Origin of the sequence: Arthrobacter sp. 2RAF22, assembly GCF_052115325.1 — a bacterium.
In the GTDB taxonomy this organism is placed as follows: Bacteria; Actinomycetota; Actinomycetes; order Actinomycetales; family Micrococcaceae; genus Arthrobacter.
Window position 1 is genome coordinate 20,845 of record NZ_JBFRGL010000006.1, and the last position, 26,772, is coordinate 47,616.

The 26,772-nt window shown below is 63.9% G+C and carries 23 protein-coding genes; 9 read left to right on the top strand and 14 right to left on the bottom strand.

All coding sequences use genetic code 11. The features are described 5' to 3' along the window. Window positions 1-17: 17 nt before the first annotated feature. The 3 genes from AB4068_RS07005 to AB4068_RS07015 are packed head-to-tail and all read right to left on the bottom strand — an operon-like array spanning window position 18 to window position 3,457. Window positions 18-965 carry an aldose 1-epimerase family protein gene (locus tag AB4068_RS07005; RefSeq protein WP_441433001.1) on the bottom strand — a complete coding sequence of 316 codons (948 nt, stop codon included), beginning with the start codon at window positions 963-965 and terminating at the stop codon, window positions 18-20. After that, window positions 955-2,181 carry an ROK family protein gene (locus AB4068_RS07010; protein ID WP_307053175.1) on the bottom strand — a complete coding sequence of 409 codons (1,227 nt, stop codon included), beginning with the start codon at window positions 2,179-2,181 and terminating at the stop codon, window positions 955-957. The genes AB4068_RS07005 and AB4068_RS07010 overlap by 11 nt, the downstream gene beginning before the upstream one ends. Before the next feature lie 10 nt (window positions 2,182-2,191). Then, window positions 2,192-3,457 carry an FAD-binding protein gene (locus AB4068_RS07015; protein WP_441433002.1) on the bottom strand — a complete coding sequence of 422 codons (1,266 nt, stop codon included), beginning with the start codon at window positions 3,455-3,457 and terminating at the stop codon, window positions 2,192-2,194. Between the two features lie 205 nt (window positions 3,458-3,662). Here AB4068_RS07015 and xylA point away from each other — a divergent pair, with 205 nt between their 5' ends. The 4 genes from xylA to AB4068_RS07035 all read left to right on the top strand — a co-directional run bounded on the left by xylA (window position 3,663) and on the right by AB4068_RS07035 (window position 8,737). Further along, window positions 3,663-4,853, top strand: a complete 1,191-nt coding sequence (gene xylA / locus AB4068_RS07020) for a xylose isomerase (protein WP_441433003.1) — start codon at window positions 3,663-3,665, stop codon at window positions 4,851-4,853. A gap of 4 nt (window positions 4,854-4,857) precedes the next feature. Further along, complete coding sequence (gene xylB / locus AB4068_RS07025; RefSeq protein ID WP_441433004.1) at window positions 4,858-6,360, top strand: xylulokinase; 1,503 nt, start codon at window positions 4,858-4,860, stop codon at window positions 6,358-6,360. After that, complete coding sequence (locus tag AB4068_RS07030) at window positions 6,335-7,474, top strand: Gfo/Idh/MocA family protein (protein WP_441433005.1); 1,140 nt, start codon at window positions 6,335-6,337, stop codon at window positions 7,472-7,474. The genes xylB and AB4068_RS07030 overlap by 26 nt, the downstream gene beginning before the upstream one ends. Window positions 7,475-7,540: 66 nt before the next feature. Beyond that, entirely contained in the window at window positions 7,541-8,737 is a 1,197-nt protein-coding gene (locus tag AB4068_RS07035; protein WP_059388774.1) for an ROK family transcriptional regulator, read from the top strand. Here the strand turns inward: AB4068_RS07035 and AB4068_RS07040 are convergent. The 7 genes from AB4068_RS07040 to AB4068_RS07070 are packed head-to-tail and all read right to left on the bottom strand — an operon-like array spanning window position 8,719 to window position 15,978. Beyond that, window positions 8,719-9,840 (bottom strand): Gfo/Idh/MocA family protein, encoded by a 1,122-nt coding sequence (locus AB4068_RS07040; RefSeq protein WP_306964523.1) that lies wholly within the window; start codon window positions 9,838-9,840, stop codon window positions 8,719-8,721. The two genes, AB4068_RS07035 and AB4068_RS07040, sit on opposite strands and share 19 nt — an antisense overlap. Further along, window positions 9,825-10,523 (bottom strand): ThuA domain-containing protein, encoded by a 699-nt coding sequence (locus AB4068_RS07045; RefSeq protein WP_441433006.1) that lies wholly within the window; start codon window positions 10,521-10,523, stop codon window positions 9,825-9,827. The genes AB4068_RS07040 and AB4068_RS07045 overlap by 16 nt, the downstream gene beginning before the upstream one ends. 47 nt (window positions 10,524-10,570) lie before the next feature. After that, window positions 10,571-11,575, bottom strand: coding sequence for a sugar phosphate isomerase/epimerase family protein (locus tag AB4068_RS07050; protein WP_441433007.1), 1,005 nt, complete (start codon window positions 11,573-11,575; stop codon window positions 10,571-10,573). Between the two features lie 12 nt (window positions 11,576-11,587). Next, complete coding sequence (locus tag AB4068_RS07055; RefSeq protein WP_441433008.1) at window positions 11,588-12,796, bottom strand: Gfo/Idh/MocA family protein; 1,209 nt, start codon at window positions 12,794-12,796, stop codon at window positions 11,588-11,590. Window positions 12,797-12,829: 33 nt separating this feature from the next. Beyond that, window positions 12,830-13,753 carry a carbohydrate ABC transporter permease gene (locus tag AB4068_RS07060; protein WP_441433009.1) on the bottom strand — a complete coding sequence of 308 codons (924 nt, stop codon included), beginning with the start codon at window positions 13,751-13,753 and terminating at the stop codon, window positions 12,830-12,832. Then, window positions 13,753-14,655 (bottom strand): carbohydrate ABC transporter permease, encoded by a 903-nt coding sequence (locus tag AB4068_RS07065; RefSeq protein ID WP_059388769.1) that lies wholly within the window; start codon window positions 14,653-14,655, stop codon window positions 13,753-13,755. Before AB4068_RS07065 ends, AB4068_RS07060 begins: the two co-directional genes overlap by 1 nt. 3 nt (window positions 14,656-14,658) lie before the next feature. Beyond that, on the bottom strand, window positions 14,659-15,978 hold the full coding sequence (locus AB4068_RS07070; RefSeq protein WP_059388771.1) for an extracellular solute-binding protein: 1,320 nt from the start codon (window positions 15,976-15,978) through the stop codon (window positions 14,659-14,661). 287 nt (window positions 15,979-16,265) lie between these two features. Between AB4068_RS07070 and AB4068_RS07075 the strand changes: the two genes are divergently transcribed. Further along, a complete protein-coding gene (locus AB4068_RS07075) occupies window positions 16,266-17,300 on the top strand; it encodes a LacI family DNA-binding transcriptional regulator (protein WP_284988916.1) in 1,035 nt (344 codons plus the stop codon). 139 nt (window positions 17,301-17,439) lie between these two features. Here the strand turns inward: AB4068_RS07075 and AB4068_RS07080 are convergent, their stop codons facing one another. The 3 genes from AB4068_RS07080 to AB4068_RS07090 form a co-directional block, all read right to left on the bottom strand. Further along, entirely contained in the window at window positions 17,440-18,996 is a 1,557-nt protein-coding gene (locus AB4068_RS07080; RefSeq protein ID WP_441433010.1) for a zf-HC2 domain-containing protein, read from the bottom strand. Window positions 18,997-19,226: 230 nt separating this feature from the next. Continuing rightward, window positions 19,227-19,361 (bottom strand): hypothetical protein, encoded by a 135-nt coding sequence (locus AB4068_RS07085; RefSeq protein WP_284988918.1) that lies wholly within the window; start codon window positions 19,359-19,361, stop codon window positions 19,227-19,229. Between the two features lie 73 nt (window positions 19,362-19,434). Next, entirely contained in the window at window positions 19,435-20,067 is a 633-nt protein-coding gene (locus tag AB4068_RS07090) for a hypothetical protein (RefSeq protein WP_441433011.1), read from the bottom strand. Between the two features lie 188 nt (window positions 20,068-20,255). Here AB4068_RS07090 and AB4068_RS07095 point away from each other — a divergent pair, with 188 nt between their 5' ends. Continuing rightward, complete coding sequence (locus tag AB4068_RS07095; RefSeq protein WP_059388767.1) at window positions 20,256-20,492, top strand: hypothetical protein; 237 nt, start codon at window positions 20,256-20,258, stop codon at window positions 20,490-20,492. Window positions 20,493-20,525: 33 nt separating this feature from the next. On the opposite strand, the gene AB4068_RS07100 is transcribed toward AB4068_RS07095, so the two are convergent. After that, entirely contained in the window at window positions 20,526-22,502 is a 1,977-nt protein-coding gene (locus AB4068_RS07100) for a hypothetical protein (RefSeq protein WP_059388766.1), read from the bottom strand. Between the two features lie 385 nt (window positions 22,503-22,887). On the opposite strand from AB4068_RS07100, the gene AB4068_RS07105 reads away from it, so the two are divergent. From AB4068_RS07105 to kdpB, 3 genes are read left to right on the top strand one after another with little or no spacing between them, the layout of a single operon-like run. Then, window positions 22,888-22,968, top strand: a complete 81-nt coding sequence (locus tag AB4068_RS07105; protein WP_284988983.1) for a potassium-transporting ATPase subunit F — start codon at window positions 22,888-22,890, stop codon at window positions 22,966-22,968. A 6-nt stretch (window positions 22,969-22,974) separates the two neighbouring features. Beyond that, the gene (gene kdpA / locus AB4068_RS07110; protein WP_441433012.1) at window positions 22,975-24,642 is read left to right on the top strand and encodes a potassium-transporting ATPase subunit KdpA; all 1,668 of its coding nucleotides are present in this window, start codon (window positions 22,975-22,977) and stop codon (window positions 24,640-24,642) included. Then, window positions 24,639-26,765, top strand: a complete 2,127-nt coding sequence (gene kdpB, locus AB4068_RS07115) for a potassium-transporting ATPase subunit KdpB (RefSeq protein ID WP_441433013.1) — start codon at window positions 24,639-24,641, stop codon at window positions 26,763-26,765. The genes kdpA and kdpB overlap by 4 nt, the downstream gene beginning before the upstream one ends. Window positions 26,766-26,772: the final 7 nt, after the last annotated feature.

Consider the following 26,772-nt stretch of genomic DNA (forward strand, 5'->3'; position numbering starts at 1 on the left):
CGGCGACGCGCGGCTGGCTACTCGCGCGTCGTCACGTACCGGATGCCCCAGCTGGGCTCCCAGGCCTCCCCGGGTTCCAGCCAGCGCAGGCCTTCGCCACTGTTGAAGGCATCGGCGGGCGCAGTCATCGGTTCAACCGCGACGGCGGTCACCATACCGCCGTCGGTGGCGAAGTCCGTGGTAGTGAAGGCCTGGACGTAGCCGAAGGAGGCATCCATGAACATTTGGACTTGGCTGCCGTCGGGCGCTTCGAGGTAGTGCACCGAGCTTCCGTCGTCCTCGCGGTGGACATCGCTCCAGGCGTCATCGAGGTCAACTGAACCAACCAGCTGGCCTGTGCGGAAGTCGTTCGTGGTTCCGGCGACGTCCGTGGTGATTCCGCTGGGGTTCAGGCGTTCGTCCACCTCGATGTGGGTAGCGGCGTTGATATAGAGCGTGAGTTCGTCCGTCGGCACGCTGCCCAGCCGGAGGAAAGGATGGGCGCCGAGCGCGACGGGCGCGGACCGGTGGCCCGTGTTTTCCAGGCGGTGGGTGACAAGCAGCCCGTCCTCCACGAGTTGATAACGGACCGACGTCGACAGCTCGAAGGGGTACCCAGCTTGCGGCGAGATGCCGGCGTCGAGCGTAATGCTGTCAGCGGTCCGGGCACTGACCCCGTATGGAGTGTGCGTCAGCAATCCATGCAAAGCATTGCCGTTGTCCGGTTCGGTGATATCGAGTTGTTGGGTGACGCCGTCGTCGCTCCATGTGCCGCCAGCCACCCGGTTGGGCCACGGGACCAGGACCCAGCCCGAGCACCATGGCGGTTGGGCATCGGCGGGATAGTCCTGGACCAGGGCCACGCCGTCGACGGCGAGCTCCCGCAGGCTGGCGGCGATTTCCGTGACGACGGCGCGCTGGATGCGGCCGCCGATGCTGGCCGTGAGTTCGAAATGTTCGCCCATGGGCGAATTGTCAGTAGACATAGTCGACCTTGCTAAGAGGAAGCGTAGCTAAGGCGCCGGCCGGATCCGCGAGGAACTGTGCGAAGGCCAGTTCCGCGGCTCCGATCATCATGAGATCCGAGCCGAGGGCGGCCCGGTAGATCTTTACCTGGCCAGCCGGTCCGTCCATCGCCTGGGATCGCAGCGAGCTGTCCAATGTCCCGGGAGACAGGGCGTGCAAGACGCCGAGGAAGCCATCCAGGACGATCGCTTCAGGGTTGAAAATGTTCACCGCATTCCGCAAGGCGATGCCAAGATACTCAAGCTGGCGTGCCACTTCGGCGCCCACCGCTTCGCTGCTGTTCCGGCGAAGCGCTTGCTCGAGTTCACCCGCATCCCCACCGCCGATCCCGGCCAGTTCAAAAAGCGAGGACTGCGAGACTTCGGTCTCGAGGCAGCCTGCGGCCCCGCAATGGCAAGGTTTGCCGGTCGAGCGGACAAAGGTATGTCCAAGTTCCCCGGCGTAGCCGGATGTCCCGCGAAGCAATTCCCCGTCAGCGATGATTCCGCCGCCGATGCCGCTGGCGCCACCGTTGAGGAAGATCAGGTTCCTTTGGCCCGCGCCGGCGCCGAAAAGGAGTTCACCCTCGGCGCCGAGCGATGCGTCGTTGGCCGCGTGGCAGGGGTATCCGGTAGCTTCGCCGAGCATTCGGGCTATGGGTTCATCGCGCCAGCCCAGATGCGGGGCGTGCCGGACCACGCCGTCGCCGCGGTTGACGAGCCCGGGCACTGCGATGCCCACGCCCATGACCTGGTACGACGTGTCGAGCTCCGACCGCATTCCCTCGATGACGGCCGCCGCGATGTTCACGGCTTCTTTGGCCGTCGGGATCCGCTCGGTGTCGAAACGGATCTTCTTCTGGACCTTCCCCCCGAGGCCCACAAGACCGATGGTGACAGCATCGATCTCCGGGTTGACCGCAAGGGCAGCTATGGACGGCCGGGGATGGACGATCGGGCTGGGCCTGCCCACCTGCGCTTCGCCGGAGGGCGCCGTCTCATACACCACTTCCAAGTTCACGAGTTGCCCTATCAACGCCCCTACCGTGGACCGGTTCAGGCCCGTCCGCTTGGTCAGCTGGGCACGGCTGAGTACACCGTTGTGGTGGACAAGGGAGGTCAGCAGCGCCAGGTTGTTTCGCCGTGACGGATCGGGCTCGCTGGCGGTGACGGGATTTCGGGTGGGGGAGGGCATCATCGCGACAATATCAGCTCCCAAACACCGTTCGGTCCAGGAAGTCGTTGCGGAACTTTCCGGACGGATCGAGGCGTTCAGCCAGGGCGATGAAGTCGTTGAAGCGAGGGTACAAGGGCGCGACGGCGGCAGCACCGGCGTCGAACAGCTTGCCCCAGTGCGGCCTCGCCGCGAACGGAGCCAGTTCCGCCTCAAGCAGCGGCAGGATGGCTTCGACGGCCGGCTGGTCCTGGCGCCACGTGAAGTGCAAGCCGATGCCGTCGCGGCCGTAGTTGGCGCTCAGCCAGAGCTGGTCGGCGGCCACCGTGCGGATTTCGCCAACCAGCAGCAGGGGAGTCACGACGTGGGAGAGCCGGCGCATGGTGCGGAGGGCGTCCACGGCGTGTTCACGGGGGATGAGGTACTCGCTCTGCAACTCGTCGCCTTGGCTCGGTGTGAATTCCATCCTGAAATGGGCCAGCCGGTCGGACCACGGCCCGGCCATGCCGAGCTGCTGCGTGCAGTTGCTGCCTGACACGCCGGGAAGGGGGTGCCGGGCTTCTGTTGCCGGGGTGCCGCCGAAGAAATCCGACGTTTCCACGGCCGCATCGCCGCCGCGCCTCTTGAGCCACGCCTGGCCCACGGTGTCTTCGCTCCAATCGGTGAACAGGCTGACGCTATACGCGGAGGAGGTTATCTGGTCGAAGTTTTCCAGGACGAGGTCCCAGTTGAGGTTTTCGAACACGCTCTGGGCGACGTCGAAGGTTGGCTGGATGTCCAGGGTCAATTTGGTGACGATGCCGAGTGCGCCGAGTCCCACCACCATTCCGTCGAAATCCTTGTCGCCGCGGCCTACGCTGAGAATGCTGCCGTCCGCCGTGACCAGCTCAAGGCCCGCGACGGCGCTGGCAAGGTTGCCGTTGGCATCACCGGAGCCGTGCGTGGCGGTGGAGACAGCTCCTGCCACCGAAATGTGGGGGAGCGAGGCGAGGTTGTGAAGGGCGAAGCCTTGGCGCTGGAGTTCTGCCGCCAGGGTCCCGTACCGCGTGCCACCGCTCACGGTGACGGTCATGTTCGCCGCATCCACGCTGATGCCCGGATCCAGCTGGTCCAGCACCACGAGGGTACCGGCCGTGTCCGCGATGGAGTTGAAGGAATGCCTGGAGCCAAGCGCACGGACCTTCTGGGCGCCTGCCACGAGACCTTGCAGTTCCTCCGCGCTGGCGGGATGGGCGAGTTGCGGTGCCTGGTAGCTGTAGTTTCCTGCCCAGTTGCGTTCCGCCACCAGCTGATCAGTCACGGTTGAATCCTTCGTTCGAGGGCTCGACGGCCTTATTTGATGTCCACAACAACATAACGGCTGAATGGCCCATGCGCCAGGTCTTTTCCTGACTTTTCCTTGAGGGGATGAAAAAAACTTTGTTGGCTTCACGTGGTTGACATCACAGGAATTCATAATATGTTGGATAGTGAAACAAACCCCTTTCGACTACCCGGAGCACTCAATGACGATTCAGCCCACCCGTGAAGACAAGTTCTCGTTCGGTCTTTGGACCGTCGGTTGGGAGGCGCAGGACCAGTTCGGTTCGGCCACCCGCCCTCCCCTGGACACCGTGGAAGCCGTCAACCGACTCAGCGACCTTGGCGCCTACGGCATCACTTTCCACGACAACGACCTGTTCCCCTTCGGCTGCTCGGCTGCCGATCGCCAACGCGAAATCGACCGCTTGCAGGGTGCGCTCAAAGCCACGGGGATGATCGTTCCCATGGTCACCACCAACCTGTTCAGCCACCCCGTCTTCAAGGACGGCGGTTTCACGAGCAACGATCGCGGCGTCCGCCGCTTTGCCCTGCGCAAGGTGCTGGACAACATCGATCTCGCCGCAGAACTCGGCGCCGAAACGTTCGTCATGTGGGGCGGCCGTGAAGGCAGCGAATACGACGCCGCCAAGGACATCCGTGGCGCGCTCGAGCGTTACCGCGAGGCCGTGAACCTGTTGGGCGACTACGTCACGGACAAGGGGTACAACATCCGCTTCGCGATTGAACCGAAGCCGAACGAACCCCGCGGCGACATCCTGCTCCCCACCCTGGGCCACGCCCTAGCCTTCATCGAAACCCTGGAACGCCCGGAGCTCGTGGGCATCAACCCCGAGACCGGCCACGAGCAGATGGCGGGCCTGAACTTCACGCACGGCATCGCCCAGGCCCTGTACCAGGGCAAGCTCTTCCACATCGACCTCAACGGCCAGCGCAGCATCAAGTTCGACCAGGACCTGGTGTTCGGCCACGGTGACCTGCAGAACGCTTTCTCCTTGGTGGACTTGCTCGAAAACGGCGGTCCCGACGGCGGCCCCGCCTACAACGGTCCGCGCCACTTCGACTACAAGCCCAGCCGCACCGAGGACATCGACGGCGTGTGGGACTCTGCGGCCGCGAACATGCAGACCTACCTGCTGCTCAAGGAGCGCGCCAAGGCATTCCGCGCCGACCCCGAGGTCCAGGAGGCCCTCCAGGCGTCCCGCGTGGCAGAAATCAACGAACCTACCCTGAACCCGGGCGAAGGTTACGAGCAGTTGCGTGCGGACAAGTCCGCTTACGAGGACTTCGACGCCGATGCCTACTTCGGCGGCAAGGGCTTTGGGTTCGTGAAGCTTCAGCAGCTCTTCATCGAGCACCTCCTCGGAGCGCGCTGACCTCATGACACTGGTTGCCGGGGTTGATTCCTCTACCCAAAGCTGCAAAGTGGTGGTCTTGGACGCGGAAAGCGGTGCGCTCGTGCGTGCGGGCCGCGCGAGCCACCCGGAGGGAACGGAAGTCCATCCGGACGAGTGGTGGCGGGCGCTGTCCGAAGCGTTCGGCGACGCCGGCGGCCTGGCCGATGTCAGCGCACTGTCCGTAGGGGGCCAGCAGCACGGGATGGTGCTGCTGGACCTCGAGGGCAATGTGGTGCGGCCGGCGCTGCTGTGGAATGACACTCGCTCGGCCGGCTCGGCGGAAGATCTCACCGCCGAAGTGGGGGCGGAGGACTTCGCCCGGCGGACCGGCCTGGTTCCGGTGGCTTCGTTCACGATCACGAAAATCCGCTGGATTAGGGACCACGAACCCGAAAGCATGGCTCGGGTGGCCGCCGTCGCGCTCCCCCACGACTGGCTCACGTGGCGTCTCCGCGGTTACGGTCCGGCGGGCTCCAGCCCGCTGGGGCCGGACCTGGACGAACTCACCACTGACCGTTCGGACGCCAGCGGCACCGGCTATTGGAGCCCGCTGACCGGACGCTACGATCTGGATTTGTTCAAACTGGCGTTCGGCCAGGACGCCCGGGAAGCCTCGGGCGGGACGACGACGGCGGCGCCCGGCGTCGTCGTTCTTCCCCGGGTGCTAGGTCCGGGCGAAACCGCGGGCCGCGTGCACCCGGCGTGTTTCGGGGGCCGTGGCGCAAGCGAAGCGTTGGGCGGCGGGATCCTGCTCGGCGTCGGGGCGGGGGACAATGCCGCCGCCGCGCTTGGGCTCGGAGCCAAACCCGGCGACGTCGTCGTGTCCGTGGGCACCAGCGGCACCGTGTTCGCCGTCGACTCTTCACCCGGACATGATGCGAGCGGGACCGTGGCGGGCTTCGCCGATGCGAGCGGCGAGTATTTGCCCATCGCAGTGACCTTGAACGCCGCCCGCGTGCTCAGCTCGGTAGCCGCAGTGCTCGGCGTCGACTTCGACGGGCTGTCCAGGCTCGCCCTTGAAGCTGAGCCTGGCTCGGGAGGCGTGGTGCTGGTGCCGTATTTCGAAGGGGAACGGACTCCCAATCTGCCTCACGCGAAGGCCAGCTTCCACGGCCTCAGCATCGCCTCCACCACCCGGCCGAATATCGCCCGGGCCGCCATCGAAGGCATGCTGTGTGGACTCGCCGGAGGCCTGGACGCGCTGCGTGACCAGGGTGTCCGTGCGGAACGGTTGCAGTTGATCGGGGGCGCGGTAAAGAATCCTGCCGTGCAACGGATAGCGGCTCAGGTATTCGACCTGCCTGTCGTGATTCCGAGCCCGGGCGAATACGTTGCCCGCGGTTCAGCCGTGCAGGCGGCGTGGGCGCTCGCAGGCTACCGCCCGGATTGGCCCGTGGCCCTCGACGCCACACCCGAGCCGGATTTCCGGGATTCGATCGGGCAGAACTACAGGAAGGTCAGTGCCCGCGTTGACGCCGCCAACTGAATCGCTGCTCGTCAGGACACCGCTTCTTGATTCCCTGAACCAGGATCCGGTGCCCGCATCGGGCAGTCCCGTCCGGTGGGGAGTCATTTCCGCCGGACGGATCGCCTCCACGGTCGTCAGCGATCTCGCGCTCCTTCCCGACGCCGTTTTGCAGTCCGTCAGTTCCCGGACCCAGGAAAACGCGGACGCGTTTGCTTCCGAGCACGGCTTCCAGAGCGCCTACGGCGACGACGGCGGGCTTCCGGGGTACCAGCGGCTCCTCCAGGATCCCGCGGTGGACGTCGTGTATGTGGCAACCCCTCACACGAGTCATTTCTCGGCGGCGAAGGCGGCCCTCGAAGCGGGGAAGCACGTGTTGTGCGAGAAGCCGCTGACCATCAACGCCCGTGAAGCAGAGGTCCTGGTTCGGCTGGCCCGGGAGAAAAGCCTGTTCCTGATGGAAGCAGTGTGGACCCGGTTCCTGCCCAGCGTGCAACGGGCGGCGGAAATCATCGCATCCGGCGAACTCGGTGAGATCCGGTGGCTGCAAGCTGACCTCGGGTTTCCGGCGCCGTGCAATCCAGAATCCCGGCTGTGGAGGCGCGACGACGGGGGAGGCGCCCTGATGGACGTTGGTGTCTATCCCCTGACATGGGCGCTGATCAGCCTAGGACGCCCGGAATCGTTGACGGCCACGGCGCATCTGACTGACGGCGGAGTGGATTCCGAGACCGCACTGACACTGTCCTATCCTTCCGGGGCGCAGGTCCAGGCCATGACCTCCTTGACCTCGGCCACCCCCCAAACGGCCACCGTATGCGGCACGAAGGGGATGCTCCGATCCAACGCACCGCTATTCAATCCGACGGAGTTGACCATCACCTCCAGCTCCGGCGAGCAACGGCAGGAGAAATTCACCCCGGTCGGCCATGGCTACACCTACCAGTTGCGCGAAGTGATTCGTTGCCTGCAGCTGGGCCTGCTCGAGTGCCCCACGATGCCGTTGGCGGATACCCTGACCACCATGTCCCTGCTGGATGAAGCACGCAGGCTAGCGGGAATCAGCTACCCGGGGGACCAGGGGCAGGGCAGCACCTCGGCAAGTGACCAGCGCAGCACGGCACGGTCCAAATAGCCAGCAACCTCCGATCCCTGAATGATGATGTAAGTCACGCAGTCAAAACAGGATCCTGGAGGAAACATGCCCGCCACGCCGTCGCCGGGAAGAGTGGGCGATGTCCGCAGGCAGAACCTTGCGCTCGTCCTCGCCGGGATACAGGGGAACAGCGGGGCCACGCGTGCCCAGCTTGCCGCGGAAAGCGGTCTCACGAAAGCATCCGTTTCGAGCATCGTCACCGACTTGCTTGAATCCGGCCTGGTGCGGGAAACAAGTATCACCCGAGACGGCGAACGCGGACGGCCCGGAACCGGTCTCGTCCTCAATCCGGCCCGCGGCGCTTTGGCCGCGGAAATCAATGTGGACTACCTCGCGGTGGGAGTCCTGGACTTCGCAGGGGAACTGGCCTTCCACGAAACGGTCGAAAGGCATAACCGCGGAAGCCTGCCCTCCGACATCCTGCCGCTCCTCGTCGCCATGGCGCAGCGGGCGGCAACACAGGCGGCCGGCGACGGCGTCGAACTTCTTGGTGGGGAATTGACCGTGCCCGGCTTGGTGGATACGGAACGCAACGTGGTGCTGGCCGCGCCGAACCTGGGCTGGGCCGACGTCGGACTCTCCGAAGAGCTGCCCAGGCTCCTGCCCGCAGCCCCCTTCGGAGTGACCCTCTCCAACGAGGCCAATGGCGCCGCGCTCGCGGAACTCTGGTTTGGCCACGGCGACCGCTTCCCTGACTTCCTCTACATTTCCGGCGAAGTGGGCGTCGGTGGAGGGCTGGTCATAGATTCCCGGCTTTTCGCCGGCCCGCACGGCCATGCCGGTGAGATCGGGCATGTGGTGGTGCATCCCGACGGCCCGTTGTGCGCCTGCGGCGGTCACGGTTGCCTTGAGACGTTCGCGGGCCAAGACGCCATATATTCTGCAGCCGGAATACATCAGGATGTGGCTACAAAGCACATGGAATACCTGCTGAGCCGCCTTGCCGACGGAGATTGGAGCGCGGTTTCAGCGGTGGAACAGGCCGGGCACTACCTAGGAATCGCGATAGCCTCGACGGCGCGGGTGGCGAACATTTCCGCCGTCGTGCTCGGCGGTCATTTCGCCGTACTCGAGGAGTGGATCGCTCCTGCGCTGCGCCGGAGCTTGGACCACCACGCACCGGGACTGATCCCGGAAGGAAACCTGGCGTTCTCCGGACTGGGGCAGACGGGGGCCCTCAGGGGCGCCGCAGCAACCGCAGTCCGGAGAATATTGAGCCAGGCCTACGAACTGATTCCCTGAACTTCCGCGAGCGGGGCCGCCAAGGCGGTCAGTTCCACGAGGGCCGGCCGCGCAACCGTGCTTTCGATCGAGACCGCTGAGCCACTGTGGGCAGATGCCAGCACAGATTCCATGACCTCAAGCGCATGGAACGCCAATTGGCCGCCAGCACGTGGTTCGACCCCGGCCGGGGTTGCGGCGAGGTCGGCGATGCCGAAGCCCCTGCCCGAATCGATGTAGCCCGCCGAGATCGGAAGGGTCTGCCAGGAGTCGGCGCCAAGCGTAAAGAGCTGGACGTCGCCGTCGAAGTGGTTCGGATCAGGAACAACAAGAGATCCCGCCGAACCGTGGATCTCGATGTTGGCCGACTTGGTCTTCACCGCGTCGAAGCTCATCACCAGCGTGGACAGGGCGCCGGAGGCGTGGACCAGGACCCCGGTCACGTGCGAATCGATGGTCACCGGAATCACCTCGCCCTCCCGCGGTCCTGAACCAATGGTGCGCGTGTCCCGTGTGTGGCTTGCGGCACCAATGACCGAGACCACCGGGCCCAATAGCGTGACCAGGGCGCTCACGTAGTAGGGACCCATGTCCAGCAGCGGTCCGCCGCCGGGCTGGTAGTAGAAGTCCGGGTTGGGATGCCAGCGCTCGTGTCCCGGTGTCACCATGGTTGCCGTGGCCGAGATCGGCGCACCGATCAGGCCGTCGTCGATCGCTTTGCGGGCAGTCTGGATCCCGGTGCCGAGCACCGTATCCGGCGCGCAGCCGACCACGACGCCGGCCTCCCGCGCCGCGTCGAGCACTTGCCGTGCCTCGGCGGTTGTCGCAGCGAGCGGCTTCTCACCATAGACACTCTTGCCGGCGGCGATGGCCCTCAATGCGATCGGCGCATGCGCGGCCGGAATGGTGAGGTTGAGTACGAGCTCGACGTCGTCCGCCGCCAGGAGCTCGTCGACGGTCACCGCGCGGACGCCGTCGTAAGAATCCGCGACCGCTTGTGCGCGCGCGGGATCGAGGTCCGCGACGGCTACCAGGTCAATGTCGTCCAGCCGGCGGAAGTTCTTGAGGTACTGGGCGATGATGGCGCCACAGCCGATGATGCCTACTCTTAGCGGCTTGCCCACAGCATGCCCCTTTCGATGATGGTGCGGACGTTGCTGTCCTGGAGGATTTCCACGCGGTGTCCCGGGGTGCAGACGAAGATCCGTCCTTCGGCCCACTGCCGGGTCCAGATCGCAGGGGAGGTGACCTCCCGGTTCCATTGGTCCCAGTCGCGGACCTTCTGGGTGGTGGTGGCGAGGACGTCGATGTAGTCGTCAGACAGGACCCAGTACTGCTCGGTGACCAGCTCGAAGTCGCCGATTCCCTGGGTGATGGGGTGGCTCGCGGCAGCCGGGAGCATGTTGACGCTGTACGGCACGTAGTTGTCCGACTGTTCGCCGATGCGTTCGTCGGGATGTTTGCCGGGGTGGCAGGCGAACTGGCCGCCGATCATGTGCAGGTAGTCCGAGTTGTTCCGGTAGGAATCGGCGATGCCGCCGTGCCAGCCGGCAAGTCCCGTGCCGTTTTCGACGGCGGTACGGAGCCCCTCGAATTCGTCCTTCTCGATGGTGGACATGGTCATGCATTGCACGATCAGGTCCACGCCGGCCATATATGCCGAATCGGCATATACCTTGGGGGATTCCTCCACGCGGACGTCGTAGCCGTTCTCCTTGAGGAAGGGGATAAAGAGTTCTGTGGCTTCGAATGGCTGGTGGCCATCCCAGCCGCCACGGACCACCAGGGCGGTCTTCTTGTCAGTCATGGTTTCCTTTGCTGAGAAATACGGCCGGAGAGCCGAAAATGAAATGGTTAGCGGCTTGAGAAGGCCGCGTCGAAAGCGGCGACCGGCGGGGCGATGGCGGCGAGTTCCCGGACCATGGCCAAGGATTGCGGTGCTCCCACGAGTCGGTCCATGCCCGCGTCTTCCCACTCGACGCTGGTTGGCCCCTCGTAGCCGATGGCATTGAGGGTGCGGAAGATCGGCTCCCATTTCACGTCGCCATGGCCTGCGGTGACGAAGTCCCAGCCCCGGCGCGGATCCGCCCATGGCAAGTGGGAGCCGAGCCGGCCGTTGCGTCCGTTGAGCTGGCGGATGGATTCCTTAACGTGCACGTGGAAGATCTTGTCCGCGAAATCCTGGAGGAACATGACGGGGTCCAGGTCCTGCCAGATGAAGTGGGATGGATCGAAGTTCAGCCCGAAGCTCTCGCGATGCCCCACGGCTTCCAGGGCACGTTTCGCGGTCCAGTAGTCGTAGGCGATCTCGGAGGGGTGGACTTCCAGGGCGAAGCGGACCCCGACTTCGTCGAACACGTCGAGGATCGGGTTCCAGCGGTCCGCGAAATCCTGGTAGCCACGCTCGATCATCGCCTCCGAGGCGGGCGGGAACATGGCCACTGCCTTCCAGATGGAGGAGCCCGTGAATCCCGTGACGGTCTTGACGCCGAGGCGTGCCGCGGCCCGTGCCGTGTCCTTCATGGCCTCGGCAGCGCGTTGGCGGACTCCTTCAGGATCGCCATTGCCCCAAACCTCGTCGGAGAGGATGTCCCGGTGGCGCTCATCGATGGGGTCGTCGCACACGGCTTGGCCGGTGAGATGGTTGGCGATCGCAAAGACCTTGAGGCCGTTCTTCTCCAGGATGTCGAGGCGTTCCTGGACATAGCTGTCGTCGATGGAGGCCCGGTGGGGGTCCAGGTGGTCGCCCCAGCAGGCGATTTCGAGCCCGTCGAAGCCCCATTCGCCCGCGAGCCGGGCGACCTCTTCGAAGGGCAGATCGGCCCATTGGCCGGTGAACAGTGTGATGGGTCTTGTCATCGGTGTTCCCTCCTAGACTTTCTGCCAGCGGCTGGACTCTGCGGCGCTGCCTTCCACGGCGGCCAGCACTTTTTGCACCTGCAGGGCATCAGCGAACGACGGCGAGGGCTGCTCGCCTGCGCCGATCGCGCTCACGAGGTCCACCACTTGGTGCGTGAAGCCGTGCTCGTATCCGAGGCCATGCCCGGTGGGCCACCAGTTGCCGACGTAGGGGTGTTCGGGCTCCGTCACGAAGATCCGGCGGAATCCGGCGTCGGGGGATTCCGCGGCGTCGTAGAAGGACAGGACGTTCATCTCTTCGAAGTCGAACGCGAGGGAGGCCTTGGTCCCGTTGACTTCCAGGCGCATGGCGTTCTTGCGTCCCAGCGCGAACCGCGTGGCCTCGAAGACCCCGACGGCGCCCGCGGAAGTAGTGCCGCCGTCGAGCCCGTCGCCAGAAAAGCGGGCGGTGAAAATGGCGGCGTCATCGACCGTGACCGCGCCGCGCGGCGCATCCGCGCCGACGTCGCCATGGCCGCCCAACCCGACGAGGTCACCGGCCAGCGGACGTTCGTGGACGAAGGTTTCCAGGAGTGCGGAAACGCCCGTGATCTGCTGCCCGGTGACCCACTGCGCAGCGTCGATGCTGTGCGCTCCGATGTCGCCCAAGGAGCCCGATCCGGACTTGGACTTGTCCAGCCGCCAGGTCATGGGCGCGTTTTCGTCGCTAAGCCAGTCCTGCAGGTACTGCGCCCGCACGTGCCGGATGTTTCCGAGCCGGCCCTCTTCGACCATCCGCTTGGCCAGCGCCAAAGCAGGGGTGCGGCGGTAGCTGAAGCCGCACATCGAGAACACTCCGCGTTCTGCCGCGGCCTGGGCGGCTTCGGTCATGCGCTCCGCCTCCGCCACAGAATTGGCGAGGGGTTTCTCGCAGAGCACGTGCTTGCCCGCTTCGAGGGCTGCGATCGCGATCTCGGCGTGCGTATTGCCCGGGGTGCAGATGTCGATCAGGTCGATGTCGTCCCGCTCGAGGAGCCGGCGCCAATCAGTCTCCACCGATCCCCAGCCGAGCTTGCCCGCGGCGGCGCGGACGCCGTCGTCGTTCCGGCCGCACAGTGCGGTGAGCTGGGGGTCAAGCGGGAGATCGAAGAACCGCGGCGCTGTCCGCCAAGCGTGGGAGTGGGCGGCGCCCATGAACGCGTAGCCGACCATGCCGACCCGCAAGGGCTTTGCGGTAGTCATTGTGTTTCCTTTCGTGCTTTCAAAGAGCGTTGGCTATTTGCTGAATCCTGCGGTCAACCCGCTGAGCAGCTGGCGGCGAGCCACCACATAGATGACCAGCAGCGGCAAGGTGGCGAGCACCACGGAAGCCAACACGGCGGGGATGTTCACGCTGAATTCGCCCTGGAAGGTCCACAAGGACAGCGGAAGCACGCGGGTGGACGGGCTCTGGGTCAGGATCAGCGGGAACAGGAAGCCGTTCCAGACGCCGAGCGCGTTGTAGATGCCCACGGTCACGACGGCGGGGCGCGTCATGGGCAGCGCGAGCCGCCACATCATGGCCCAGTCCGAGCAACCATCGAGCCGCATGGACTCGAACAACTCGTTGGGTACATCGCGCATGAAGTTGCTCAGGATGAGGACGGAAATGGGAATCGCGAAGGCAATGGAGGGCAAGATCAGCGCCAACAAGGTGTCATAGAGATGCGCTTTGGTGATCATCCAATAGATGGGAATGATCGTGGCGTGCAAGGGAATCGCCAGGCCCAAGAGGAACGTGTTGTTCGTCCACGTCAGGAACCGGCCCTTCCCCCGGACGATCGCGTAGGCGGCCATGAACGAGACCAAGAGTGCAGGTACGACACTGCCCACTGTGACGATCAGGCTGTTGAAGAAGTACATGGCGAAGTCGTTGTCCAGGACCAGCTTGTAGTTGTCCAGGGTCGGCTCGGTGGGCGGCATCATCGGGTTCGAGGTGAAGAACCCGGCCTGGTTCTTCAGGCTGGTCACCACCACGTAGTAGATGGGAACGATGATGATCGCCAGCCAAAGCCAGCCGCCCAGGCCGCCCAGGTAGTTGGGGCGGAGCCGGCCGGGGCCCTTGGAGCCTTTTGCTCGCTCGCCATGTTTGTGGCCTTGCTTGTTGCTTGGCGCGTTGGGCCTTGCCGGCGGTGCGGGAATCTGGGTTGTGGAAGCCATCAGGCACCTTCCAATTGGCTTGCGTTGCGGTTCTTGCCACCGAGTCTTTGCAGGAGCAGGGCCAGTGCAAGGCCGATCACCACGAGGATGACGCCGAGGGCGCTCGCCGCTCCCATGTCGTTGGCCTTGAAGCCGGTCAGGTACATGTGCAGCGGTAGCAGCCGCGTGGAATAGCCGGGGCCTCCGCCGGTGAGGACGAAGACGAGATCGAAGTAGGCCAGTGAGCCGACCACCATAAGGGTCGAGGACGTGATGATGGTGTATTTCAACTGGGGCAAGGTAATGGCGAAGAACTGCTGGACGCGCCCCGCGCCGTCGATTTGGGCCGCTTCATACAGCGACGCCGGGATCTGGCGCACGCCGCCTTGGTAGATGAGTGTGTGGAACGGGACAAACTGCCAGGCGATGACGAAGACGACGACGAACAGCACCAGATCCGAGTTGCCGAGCCAGTCCTGGGCGAGGAATGGAAGGCCCAAGCCCGGACCGAGTCCGAAGTTCGGGTCCAAGAGGGCCTTGTATGCGATCGCGACGGCCGCGGAGGACAGCAGCAGCGGCACGAAGTAGAGGACTGCGAGGGCCGCGCGGTATTTCTGGGACGCGGACGTGAAAACTCCGAGGAGCAAGCTGATGGGGGCTTGGACGATGAACGAGAAGAACATGATCTTGGCCGTGACCCACAGCGCATTGCCGGTGACGGGATCGGTCAGGACCGTGGTCCAGCTCGACAAGCCGTCCAGTTTGATTTCGCCCAGCCCGTCCCATTTGGTGAAGCTGAGGAAGAGCACGCCGAAGAGCGGGATGATGGCGAAGAGGAGGAAGAAGACAAGGGCTGGTGCGGCCAGCCACCCCGACGGGCCCTTTTCAAGGACCCGCCGGGAAGAACCGGTTGAGGTAGACACTGGTTACTTTCCGATCGTGGCGTTCATGGTTGAGACGAACTGATCGGGGCTGATCTTCTTCAGGAAGATCTGGTCCAGGTTCGCCAACATGGCGTCTCCCTGGGCGGGGCTGAGGGCCTGGTCCCAGGAGAGGGTGAAGCTCGGTGCGTTCTTGGCCATGCCGTACACGTAGCTCAGGAAATCCTTGTCCGGTGATGCGGCCAGCTTGCTTTCGATGCCCGTGGTCACGGGAACCGCTCCGGAGTCGATCAAGGACTGGGTGTCGGCGTCGGTGAACATTCCGCTCTTGACGTAGTCGAGCGCCGCCTTCTTCTGGCTGTCAGTGGCCTTGGAAGAGATCGACCAGAAGTTGGAAGGGTTGCCCACGACGTTGGCAGGATCGCCCTTGCCACCGGACACGGTGGGGAAGGTGACGTAGCCCAGCTTGCCGTTCTTGACGAAGTCCGCGGCGTCCTTCTTCATGCTCTGGTAGATCCAGCCACCCTGCAGGATCATGGCGGCCTTGCCGGTGTAAAGGAGGGCCTGGTCCGCGTTGCTGTCGGCGGCAATGGAGGAGAATCCGTTGGCGAATCCGCCGGCGTCCACCAGGTCCTGGATCTTGCTGAGGGCTGCCTTGACGGCGGGGTCGGACCAGGCGCCGGGCTTGTTGGCGGCGATGTTAGCGAAGACCTCGGGTCCGCCGATGCGCTCCACCAGGTATTCGAGCCACATCAGGTCAGGCCACTTGGACTGGCCGCCCAGGGAGAAGGGAGCGATGCCTGCAGCCTTGAACTTCGGCACCAGGGCCATGAGTTCATCCCAGGTCTTGGGGGCCTGGGCGCCGATCTTATCGAAGACTTCCTTGTTGTAGTACAGGACGACGGGCTGCACGTTGTTGTTGGGCAGGGCATACGTCTTGCCGTCGATCACGCCGTTCTTGAGCACGGACGGCAGGTAGCGGCTCTTGACATCCGGGTTTGACGATACGAAGTCCGACAGGTCGGCCACTTGGCCGGCGTCGACATAGGACTTCAGCACGCCACCGCCCCAACCGTAAATGAAGGTGGGTCCTTGGCCGGCGCCGACGGCGGTGCGCACTTTGGTCTTGTACGCGTCGTTCGCGAAGAAGTCGAGCTTGACGGCCTCGTCCGGGTGGGCTTTGTTCCATGCATCGATGGACTTCTGGAGTACGGGCTGGTTACCGCCCGTGAGGCCCCACATGGTGGCCGAATCGGCGTTTCCTGCCGAACTTGCCGGTCCACTTGATCCGCAGGCTGCGAGGGAGATCGATACGGCCGCGGCAGTGACGGCGATCGCTGCCGTGCGCAACGTGAGTTTTACCATTTGCAATTCCATTCGTCCTCCGGGCTCGACGCTGATTGCCCGGCTATTGGTTTCGGGAGTCCGGCCTTCGGGGAGCGAGGCTGCACTGCCGCTGAATATGCTTGATCCGAATCTTCGAAATATTTCGATAATCTTTTCGGTCCGTTAGGCAAATTTAGCTGTGGTCTGGGTCACCGTCAAGGCGATTCGGGCATAAAGTTCAACTCTTTTACGAAATGGCGATTGACTCTGCTTGCCTCGCCGCCCACACTTGTGTCAGCGAAATATTTCGAAAGAGTTGAGGATCCATGGCCAGCAGTGAAAGTTCCGCCAAGGTGACATTGGCCGCCATTGCCCGGGAAGCGGGCGTCTCGATGCCGACCGTCTCGAAGGTGGTCAATGGGCGCGAGGATGTTGCAGCTGACACGCGCGCCAAAGTTCTGACCGCCTTGGAGCGGACGGGATACAAGTCGCCGCTTCAGCGAAAGAACACCGCCGGCCGCCGGCCCGTGGTGGAGGTTGTGTTCGACACCTTGAATTCGGCGTATGGGGTGGAAGTGCTCAACGGCGTGTTGGAGCACGCGGCCGCCTCCGACGTCGAAGTCCTGCTCAACATCACCGGCCAGCAGTCGGCGTCGAAGCTGAGCCTCGAGCAGCGGGCGCAGCGGATCGTCGACGAAGGCCGCAGCGGCATGATCGTGGTGACCTCGGCGTTCAGTTCGGCCCAGCTGGATCCATTTCGACGGCGGCAGATACCCATCGTGGTCATCGACCCGCTCAACCCGCCGCCGGGTGACGTGGTCAGCGTCGGTGCCAGCAACTGGGCCGGGGGCAAGGCCGCCACGGCGCACCTGTTGGATCTAGGGCACCGCCGGATCGCCTACCTGGGTGGCCCGGAAGGCGCCGAGTGCAACCAGGCCCGTCTCCACGGCTACATGGCGGCGCTGATGGCGAATGGTGTGCCCGTCGAGGAGCGTTACATCCTGTCAGGGCCCTTCCGCTCCGAGAACGGGGTGGCGGGAATGAAAACCCTGCTTCAACTCGAAGAGCGCCCAACGGCCATCTTTGCCGCAAGCGACAGCATCGCCCTGGGTGTGCTCGCCGAGGCGCGGCGGCAAAAGATCCGCATCCCGGAGGACATCAGCGTGGTGGGATTCGACGGTACCTACCAAGCAGAGGAATCGGTGCCGCCGCTGACGTCCGTATCCCAGCCGCTGCAGGAGATGGGCCGTGCCGCCCTGCGCTTCGTGCTCCGCCAAATGCGCGGTGACGCATTGGACTCGCGGCGCGTGGAACTCGCCACGCACCTTGTGGTCCGCGAATCCACCGCCCCGCCGGCGTAGGCCTAGTCCGGACCCCCGCTCACTTTTGGGGGTGTTTTCGCCGACGCTAGCTCACATCTTCGAGCCCGACGACGGGGCGGTGGTCTTCCCTCAGCTTGGTGTTCCGCGCGTCAGGGTCTAATTTGGGCCGATTGATCTGTCAGAAGTCGTAGCGGAATGTGCTCGTTGCAATCCCGGTTCCACTCAGGCCATACGTCAAGGTGTGGACGCCCTGGTTCACGACGGTGACGTTGAGCCGGAAGGTCAGTTCGCCGGGTTGTGCCGAATTTGTGGTGCAACTGATGCCGGAAGGATCCAGTGGCTTCGCCGAGCAACTCCAGCCCGAGGGGGCAGTAACGGATCCGCCTGAAATTGTGCCGGGCGCGTTGATCGAGAAGTCGGCTGTGGCATTCCCGATTCCTCGGGACAGGGTGAAGACGGTCTCGAGCGTCGCCGTCGTGGGGTCCGCACCCGTGTCTGTCCGACTCGCTGTACCGCTGATCTTCCCGCGATTTGCCGTCGGCGTCGGCGTCGGCGTCGGCGTGGGAGCCGGGGTCCGCACGGGAACGGCAATGGGTAATGGTGTGCTGGCTGGCGCGGGCCCTCGTGCCGGCGCCGGTGTCGCAAAGAGGGGTTCGGTGATCACAGGCGTCGCCGCTTCGTCCGGCAGCGCAGGAAGCGGCGGGAGCGCTTCGGAGGCAACACGGGTGGGGGACTGGTCTCGGGACGGCGCCGGCGTCGGCCGGGCAGACCCGGTTGTTTGTATCTGCGCATCCTGATATCCCTGCGGCGCCGGCTGGCCACCCAGGACCTGGACAAAACCGACCCCTGCCACGACCAGCCCTACTGCGAGGCTAGCGAGGATAGACATCAATAGAGGCTGTGAGATCCGGGTCATCCCGGATGCCACCGGCGCTGAAGGAAACTGCCCTGCAATGCCCAGCCCCGAGGCGCCGCTTCCCCATGCTGCCAGCGGGACGCCTGTCATCAATGGCAGGAGCACGGCCCGCATGGTTGCCTGCACGTCCCTGAGCTCCAGCAGCACGGCCGTGCACTTGGCGCACTCGTCAAGGTGATCCCGGACCTTTGCCTCGGCGTGTTTGGACAAGCCCCCGCGAACATAGGATCCGAGCTGGGGTACGACTTTCGTGCAGGTGCCTTGCGGAGTCTCGCTGACGTGCATCTGCAAATACTGTTTGCGCAATCCTTCCCTCGCGCGCACGCCCAGTGCGGAGACAGCGTTGGGCGAGAGCCCGAGGATCGGAGCGACGACGGCGGGCTTCATCCGTTCCACGTCCAGGTACCACAGGGCCGATTGCCATCGTTCCGGCAGTGATCGGAAGGCACGGGCCACGGTATGGGATTCGAAAGCCTGGACGACCGGATCCCCGGGTGTCATTTTGTGGTCAAGAACAGCCTCGTCGGCGGTCGGCAGGGCGCGGCGGGCATTCCGGTTCCTATGATGGGAAAGCCTGGTCACCGTGGACAACAGGTACCCACGGAAGAATTGTTCAGGCCCCTTGCCCTCGACAAGGCTCTGCAGGACCGACCGGAATGCTTCGGCGACGACGTCGTCGGCATCGCTGAGGTTGTCAACGTTCCTGCGGGCAACGGTAGAAGCGATGGAAACATGGCGAGCGTACAGCCCGTCATACGCATCCAGGTTTCCACCGCGGACCATGGCGATTATTTCACTGTCGCTAACAGCGTCGGCCATTGAAGAGGTAGTACTAGGCGCCATTACTGGCTTCCCTGCGAGCATAAATATTTCCGACCATATAGACACAGTGGGCGGACCCGGAATTCATGACGCAGGTTTGGAATCTTTTCTCGCGAAAAGGGTGATCAGCCATTTGTTCCTCAGTGGTGCGGCCCGGTGGCGCCCGCGGACGGGCACTTGGTCGACGACGTCGTTCTCGGAAGGCTCCATCGGTTCGGGGATCGCGTCTATTGACGAAGCAAATCGCCGCGTGCCGGTTGCCGCGTCCTGAGCTGCGCAACGAGGCTCTGGTCCCGCCACCGGGTCAGAAGCAGCCACATGCCATCCGCGACGGGCACCGCAGCCGCTGTTTGGATCTTCATGCCTACTGTATGGCGCGTGCAGACGATTCATGTCGCAAGTGCGGAGAAGTATTTGCGTGCCGTGCGGGTGGCCTCAGTGGTGGACGCCGTCCCGCTTGAATCTCCCAGGAACCTCGACGTAGTAGATGGACCTCCCGGTGGGAAAGGAGAAGCGGTGCCCTGCGTGTCGGATTGGCTGATAGTCGTGGCCGAATGGGTCATGCACCGTGACTCGTTCGAGGTGATCCTCGCGTGTGAGGAGGCCGTTGACTTCTTGGAGCGTCGCAGGATGGGTTACTTCGCCATCCACCTCCAACACCCACGGCGCATCCGTGGTCCTGCCGGATTGTTCGAGGTAAAGCATTTCAAACAATCCGGCAAGGAGGGCTTCCAACGTTTCCGGGGAGAACCGTTGTAAGGGGTGGGTCTGCATATTCCGACGTTGGTTGGTTGTCCACGCTTGGCGGAGCCAGTTGAATTCGACAGTGCCCAACGAAGGGCCCAGGCGCAGGTGCCTGTCCTTATCCATGGTCAGGCGGTAGTCGTTTCCGGCTCGGTCAAGGATGCATGCTGCTTCGTCAACGTATTCCAAGTTGTCGAGCATGGCGGCCTCGGACGGATAGTACGAGAAATCACCGACGTCGTCGACCACAACATAGTCGATCGGGCTGCTGCCGGGAACCGTGGTGTCGGGTGCCGTTCCGTGGGTAAAGCCAAAGCGCTTCATGCTTACGTCAGCTCCTGCGGAGGACCAGTCCACAGCCCGGGTGGCCGTGAATTCTTCACTCGATCAGATCACCGAAAGGACCCGCCACCGGTGGTCTTTACGGTTTCCATATGCGGCAGGGCGGAGATTTAGCACTCTCTTAACGGTCAAGGCTCGAGCAAATGGGGCAGGCATGGCAGACTTCGGCCATGAGTATCGAGCACTGGTGGCCGAAGCTGAAGCCGTCCACCCAAGAATGGCTGATCGAGAACAATGGCGACGCAGTGTCCCCCGAGGTGCTTGCCGAGATCGCCCAAGTTGGAGGTGTTGTTACTTCCGATGCCTGGTGGGTTGGTGAGAACGGGCCTTCGGGGTTCTATTTCTCGGACGAGGCGGTCGACTGGATCGAAGCGGTAGCGAACGGCGAGGTGCCTGAGCGGCCCTGACGGCATCGCCGTCAGGCCACCTTGTAGCCGCGCTTAGCCCACGTGGACCCACGGGCGGCGGCTGACATCGGGTTCGGCTTCACGCAGCACTTCCCGGGTGACTGGAGCGATCTCTCCCTCGCCCAGGAACAGGAAGCGAAGGAGATTGATGACCGGGTTGCCTTCGGTCCAGCGGAAGTAGATGTGCGGCATGAGGCCGGTCACGTCGCGGATGTGCAGCAGCACCGAGGCGATGGTGTTGGGGACCACCGGGCCGTGGACTTCGAGGATCTGGTGTCCGTGCCGAACCACGCCGTGGACTTCGAGCGCGGTTTCGAAGTCGGAGGAATCGTCCACTATCACTTCCAGGAAGAGCGCCTGGTAATCCACCGGAATGTGGCTGACCTCGATCGCTGAGGTGAGTTTGTCCCGGTAGGCCTCCGCGGTGAGGCGGAGGGGTTCGTGGGCGATGAGCGCAATCGGGCCACTTAGGTTGGTGGACATGAATTCCAGCGCCTGGCGGTCCAGGTGGACGTGGGTCGCGTGCAATTCAAACGAGCGCCGGATCCGGGAAAGCAGGGAGATCACGATAATCCCCACGATAAAGATCGCGGCGATCCGGATGCCTTCGGGACGTTCGAAGATGTTGGCAATTGTCGTATAGATGAAGACAAGGGCGATGACGCCGAATCCGACGGTGCGCTTGCGCTGCCTCAAACGGCGGGCGGAGAGGGTCACCGCCACGGCGGCCGACGTCATCAGCACCAACACCCCGGTGGCGTACGCGCCACCCTGGGCGTCGACGTCGGCGTTGAACAGGAAGGTGATCAGGAACCCGATGAGGGTGAATACCAACACGAGGGGGCGCACTGCCCGGGCCCATCCCGGTGCCATTCCATATCGCGGCAGGTACCGCGGGACCAGGTTCAGCAGCCCCGCCATGGCGGAGGCGCCTGCGAACCACAGGATGGCGATGGTGCTTAGGTCGTAGACAGTGCCGAACCCCACGCCGAGATATTGGTGCGCAAGGAATGCCAGGGCCCGTCCATTGGCTTGGCCGCCGGTTTGGAATTCCTGGTCCGGAATCAACACAACGGTGGTGAAGCTGGTGGCGATCAGGAACGAACTCATGATGACCGCGGCCGTGGTCAGGAGACGGCGGGTTCCCTTGATCCGTCCGGCAGGGTTTTCCTCCGTGTCCGAGGCACGTCCGCGGATCTGGGGCATCACGGCGACTCCCGTCTCGAAACCGGACAGGCCCAAGGCGAGTTTGGGGAAAACGAGTAGCGCGATGCCGATCACCATGAACGGGTTTCCGTGCGAAGTGGAAAGTGCATGCCACCAGTCACCCACTGCGACCGGATGTGCGAACACTTCCACAAACGTTGAGAACACGACCACGACGTTGAGGCCCAGATAGACGATGACCAGAACCACCGCCACGCCGATGGCTTCCTTGAATCCGCGCAGGAATACTGCGGCCAGCAGGGCCAGAAGGAACAAAGTGACCAGGATGTTCTGTCCCTGCAGCCAGCCCGGGGCGAGTGGATTCTGGATTGCGTGGGCCGTGGCGTCCGCGGCCGAGAGGGTCATGGTGATCATGAAGTCCGTCGCCGCGAACCCGAGGAGAACGAGGACGAGGAGCTTTCCTCCCCATCGTGGCAAGAGGCGCTCAAGCATGGCGATTGATCCCTCGCCACGGTGGCTTTCACCCGCGACGCGGTGGTACACAGGCAGGGCACCCAGCAGCGTGACGGCCACCAGGACGATGGTGGCCAACGGCGAAATCACTCCGGCGGCCAAGGCTGCGATGGCCGGCTGGTAGCCGAGGGTGGAGAAATAGTCGACGCCGGTGAGGCACATGACCTGCCACCACGAATGCTTCTTCAGATGGGGATCGCCCACCGCACCAGGTCCTTGGTGCGATCCTTTGGAGTCTTGCAGTCCGAACAGCAACCATGTCCGAAGGGAGGCCATGCCTCCGGGCCGTGGGGCCGAAGGATCAGCCGGGGGCCTGCTCAAGGTAGTCATGGTGTCCTTTCCGCGCGACGCGCAGGCACCGCGATCATTGCTGAACATAACACCGGCCACAGGTGTTTTCGCTGGTTGAAGCCGATCTTGATGAATCCTTAACGTCGATTTCCCGGAATCCACTTTGCGCCTGTTAAGAAGCCGTCAAGATTCGGCCCTGCGGTGTTAAGGAACCATCAGGAACCGATTTTCGCCGTCTGCCGGGGAGTTGACTGGCATCAGCCCCGCAAACGGGGCGCGGATGAAAGGACGTTCCAATGGCCGACGTGGCTGTTGTGGGGATCTTCGTGGTGTCCATGGGGATCGTGATGTGGATTGCCCACCTTCTGGGCAAAATCGTCGACGGCGATGGGCCGGTGAGCGGGCAATGAGCGCGGACGCCGTGATGTGGTTGGTCCTGTTCATTTCAGGCCTGTGTCTGTTCGGCTACTTGTTGGCCGTGTTGATCCACCCGGAAAAGTGGTGATGCGGGATGGTTTTCAGCGTTGCCTCCTTCCTCACCCAGGTGGTTGTCCTGCTCTTGCTGTTGGTCTTGGTGCACAAGCCCCTGGGCATCTACCTTGCCCTCGTGTTTGACGGCAAGAAGTCATCTCGGGCGGAGAGGCTGTTCTACCGCCTCGCGGGAGTGGATGCCGGCGCCGAACAGAGCTGGTCGATCTACCTGCGCAGTGTCCTGGTCTTCTCTGCAGTGTCCATCCTGGTGGTGTTCTTGCTCCAGCGGCTCCAAGGCGTCCTGCCAGGGAACAATTCCCTGGCCGGCGTGGATCCCTGGACGGCCATGAACACGGCCATCTCCTTCGCGACGAACACCAATTGGCAGACTTACGTCCCCGAGACCACCATGGGCATCTTCGTACAGATGTGCCTGCTGGCCGTGCAGAACTTTCTCTCTGCCGCAGTCGGAATCGTGGTGGTGATTGCCCTGATCCGCGGCATCGCTCGCACCCGGACTGACAGGCTGGGGAATTTCTGGGTGGACCTTGCCCGCACCTCGTTCCGTGTACTTCTTCCGATGGCTGCGCTCGCGGCCATCGTGATGGTGATTGGCGGTGTGGTGCAGAACTTTTGGTCCACCGACGTCGTCAACCAAGCAACAGGCGTCACCCAGACCATCCCCGGCGGGCCGGTGGCCTCCCAGGAGGCCATCAAGATCCTCGGCACCAACGGCGGCGGCTATTTCAACGCCAATTCCTCGCACCCGTTTGAGAACCCGAACGTCTTCATCAGCATGTTCGAGGTCTTCTTGGTCCTGCTCATTCCTTCTGCCTTGCCGTACGCCTATGGCCGTATGGTGGGGGACCAGCGGCAGGGGCACACAGTAGTCGGTGTCATGGGCATGCTCTGGCTGGCGTCCACCTTGCTGATGGGCTGGGCCGTTGCCGGCACTGCGGGAACGGCAACGGCGGCAGCCGGCGGTTTGGGCGAGGGCTTTGAACAGCGTTTTGGCGCGGCGCAGAGTTCCATCTTTGCCACGGCCACCACCCTGACTTCAACGGGAGCGATCAACGTGGCCCACGATTCGCTTCCGCCCTTGGCCGGCGGCGTGGCCATGGTCAACATGATGCTCGGCGAGGTGGCCCCGGGCGGCACGGGGTCGGGGCTCTATGGCCTGCTCATGCTCGCGATCGTCTCCGTGTTCATCGCCGGGCTCATGGTGGGCCGCACTCCGGAATTCCTGGGCAAGAAGATCGGGCCACGCGAGATGAAGCTCACGGCCATGTACATCCTGGTGACGCCCGTCATCGTGCTGGCCACGGCTGGAATCACCGTCCTTCTCCCGGACGCCGTTGCCAACGCCCCTGCAACCGGACCGCACCAATTCAGCGAAATGCTGTACGCCTTCACCTCCGGAGCCAACAACAACGGCTCCGCGTTCGCCGGTATCACCACCTCCGGCCCCTACCTGTCCACCATGATGGGAATCGCCATGCTGCTTGGCCGCTATCTCCCCATCGTGCTGGTGTTGGCCCTGGCAGGATCCCTGGCAAAACAGCCCCGGATCCCGGCATCCGCCGGAACAGTGCCCACCCATGGCTGGCTCTTCGGTTCGCTCTTGCTCGCCGTCACGGTGATCATGACGGCGTTGAGCTACTTCCCTGCCCTCGCCCTGGGCCCCCTCGCAGAAGGACTCCTCAAATGACCCCGTCCACAACGGACACCGCCGCCCGGACCTACGCAGACGGAAATCCCCTGGGAACTCCGGGAGAGCACAAGCACCACACCAAGGCACCGGCAAAGCTGGACCTTGCCAGTATCCGGACTGCGCTGCCGGTTGCAGTACGGAAACTGGGGCCACGCCAGATGATCCACTCTCCCGTGATGTTCACCGTGCTGGTAGGGGCGGCTCTCTGCACGGCCATCTGCATCCTCAAGCCAGCAGTGTTCGGCGTATCGGTGACAATCTGGCTTTGGCTGACGGTGCTCTTCGGAACCCTCTCGGAAGCCATCGCCGAGGGCCGCGGCAAGGCCCAGGCAGACAGTCTCCGGGCCAGCAGGAAAGGTGTCGTTGCCCGGCTTCGGCTGGAGGACGGCACCCTCAAGGAAGTGCCGGGAACGGAACTGCGGAAGAACGACGTCGTCATGTGCGAAGCAGGGGACGTCATCCCCTCCGATGGCGAGATTATCGAGGGCCTGGCGAGCGTGGACGAATCCACCATCACGGGTGAATCGGCGCCCGTGATCCGTGAATCCGGTGGCGACCGCTCCTCCGTGACCGGCGGCACCAAGGTCCTTTCGGACCGCATCGCCGTTCGCATTACGGCTGAGGCGGGCGAAACGTTCATTGACCGGATGATCAAGCTTGTGGAAGGCGCTGTTCGGCAAAAGACGCCCAACGAAATCGCCCTCCACGTCCTCCTTGTCTCGCTCACCATCGTGTTCCTTGCGGTCACCATGAGCTTGGCGCCGTTCGCTTCCCTGCCGGGGGCAACGCCCTCGCCGATCGTGCTGGTGGCGCTGCTGGTCTGCCTGATCCCGACGACGATCGGCGCGCTCGTGCCGGCTATCGGCATCGCTGGCATGGACCGCTTGGTGCAGCACAATGTCCTGGCCACTTCCGGCCGCGCCGTGGAGACCGCGGGAGACATCACCACCCTCCTGCTCGACAAGACCGGCACCATCACCTACGGCAACCGCCGCGCGGTCAACTTCTTCCCCGCCCACGACGTCGAGCGGACCGAACTCATCGAGGCTGCCCGGCTATCCAGCCTTGCCGACGAGACGCCGGAGGGACGCTCGATCGTGGATCTCGCAGCGGAAAAGGGCGTCGGCGGCCCGGACCTTGCCGCTCTCCTGAAGGGCACGGAAGAGTTCGCAATTGTCGAGTTCAGCGCGAGCACGCGGATGAGCGGCCTGGACCTCGACGGGCGGAAGATCCGCAAGGGCGCCGCTACCGCCGTCGCGAAGTTCGTGGCGGACGCCGGTGGCCAGACGCCCGCCGAAGTGGACCGCAAGGTGCGGGAAATCTCAGCCCAGGGCGGCACCCCGCTGTTGGTGGCCGGCGTCGGGCACGACGGCGGAGCCCGGGTCCTCGGCACGATCCACCTCGCCGACGTGGTCAAGCCGGGCATGCATGCCCGCTTTGCCGAACTGCGCCGGATGGGCATCCGGACGGTGATGATCACGGGTGACAACCCCATCACGGCCAAGGCAATCGCTGCAGAGGCAGGCGTCGACGATTTCGTCGCCGAGGCCACTCCGGAGGACAAACTCGCTGTCATCAAGGAAGAACAGGCGCACGGCCGGCTGGTGGCCATGACGGGCGACGGCACCAACGATGCCCCCGCGCTGGCAGCGGCGGATGTCGGCGTCGCCATGAATTCGGGTACTCCGGCTGCCAAGGAGGCTGCCAACATGGTGGATCTGGACTCGGATCCCACCAAACTCATCAACATCGTGGGCATCGGCAAACAGTTGCTCATCACCCGCGGCGCCTTGACCACGTTCTCGGTCGCCAACGACGTGGCGAAGTACTTCGCAATCGTGCCAGCCCTGTTCACAGGCGCCTTTCCCGGACTCGGGCTCTTGAACATCATGGGCCTGGCCTCGCCGTCCTCGGCGATCCTCTCCGCCGTGATCTTCAACGCGTTGATCATCATTGCCCTGGTGCCGCTCGCCTTGCGGGGCGTCAAGTACCGCGCTGTCTCGGCAAACCAGGCACTGGCCCGGAACCTGGCCATTTATGGCCTCGGCGGTCTTGTGGCTCCCTTCATCGGGATCAAGCTCATCGACCTGCTCATTTCCCTCATCCCCGGCATCGGCTAGGAGACAA

Coding starts and splice junctions, on each gene's coding strand:
- AB4068_RS07005 (WP_441433001.1), bottom strand. CDS start 965: ATGTCTACTGACAATTCGCCCATGGGCGAACATTTCGAACTCACGGCC.
- AB4068_RS07010 (WP_307053175.1), bottom strand. CDS start 2,181: ATGATGCCCTCCCCCACCCGAAATCCCGTCACCGCCAGCGAGCCCGAT.
- xylA (WP_441433003.1), top strand. CDS start 3,663: ATGACGATTCAGCCCACCCGTGAAGACAAGTTCTCGTTCGGTCTTTGG.
- xylB (WP_441433004.1), top strand. CDS start 4,858: ATGACACTGGTTGCCGGGGTTGATTCCTCTACCCAAAGCTGCAAAGTG.
- AB4068_RS07035 (WP_059388774.1), top strand. CDS start 7,541: ATGCCCGCCACGCCGTCGCCGGGAAGAGTGGGCGATGTCCGCAGGCAG.
- AB4068_RS07045 (WP_441433006.1), bottom strand. CDS start 10,523: ATGACTGACAAGAAGACCGCCCTGGTGGTCCGTGGCGGCTGGGATGGC.
- AB4068_RS07050 (WP_441433007.1), bottom strand. CDS start 11,575: ATGACAAGACCCATCACACTGTTCACCGGCCAATGGGCCGATCTGCCC.
- AB4068_RS07055 (WP_441433008.1), bottom strand. CDS start 12,796: ATGACTACCGCAAAGCCCTTGCGGGTCGGCATGGTCGGCTACGCGTTC.
- AB4068_RS07060 (WP_441433009.1), bottom strand. CDS start 13,753: ATGGCTTCCACAACCCAGATTCCCGCACCGCCGGCAAGGCCCAACGCG.
- AB4068_RS07070 (WP_059388771.1), bottom strand. CDS start 15,978: ATGGTAAAACTCACGTTGCGCACGGCAGCGATCGCCGTCACTGCCGCG.
- AB4068_RS07075 (WP_284988916.1), top strand. CDS start 16,266: ATGGCCAGCAGTGAAAGTTCCGCCAAGGTGACATTGGCCGCCATTGCC.
- AB4068_RS07080 (WP_441433010.1), bottom strand. CDS start 18,996: ATGGCCGACGCTGTTAGCGACAGTGAAATAATCGCCATGGTCCGCGGT.
- AB4068_RS07085 (WP_284988918.1), bottom strand. CDS start 19,361: ATGAAGATCCAAACAGCGGCTGCGGTGCCCGTCGCGGATGGCATGTGG.
- AB4068_RS07090 (WP_441433011.1), bottom strand. CDS start 20,067: ATGAAGCGCTTTGGCTTTACCCACGGAACGGCACCCGACACCACGGTT.
- AB4068_RS07095 (WP_059388767.1), top strand. CDS start 20,256: ATGAGTATCGAGCACTGGTGGCCGAAGCTGAAGCCGTCCACCCAAGAA.
- AB4068_RS07100 (WP_059388766.1), bottom strand. CDS start 22,502: ATGACTACCTTGAGCAGGCCCCCGGCTGATCCTTCGGCCCCACGGCCC.
- AB4068_RS07105 (WP_284988983.1), top strand. CDS start 22,888: ATGTGGTTGGTCCTGTTCATTTCAGGCCTGTGTCTGTTCGGCTACTTG.
- kdpA (WP_441433012.1), top strand. CDS start 22,975: ATGGTTTTCAGCGTTGCCTCCTTCCTCACCCAGGTGGTTGTCCTGCTC.
- kdpB (WP_441433013.1), top strand. CDS start 24,639: ATGACCCCGTCCACAACGGACACCGCCGCCCGGACCTACGCAGACGGA.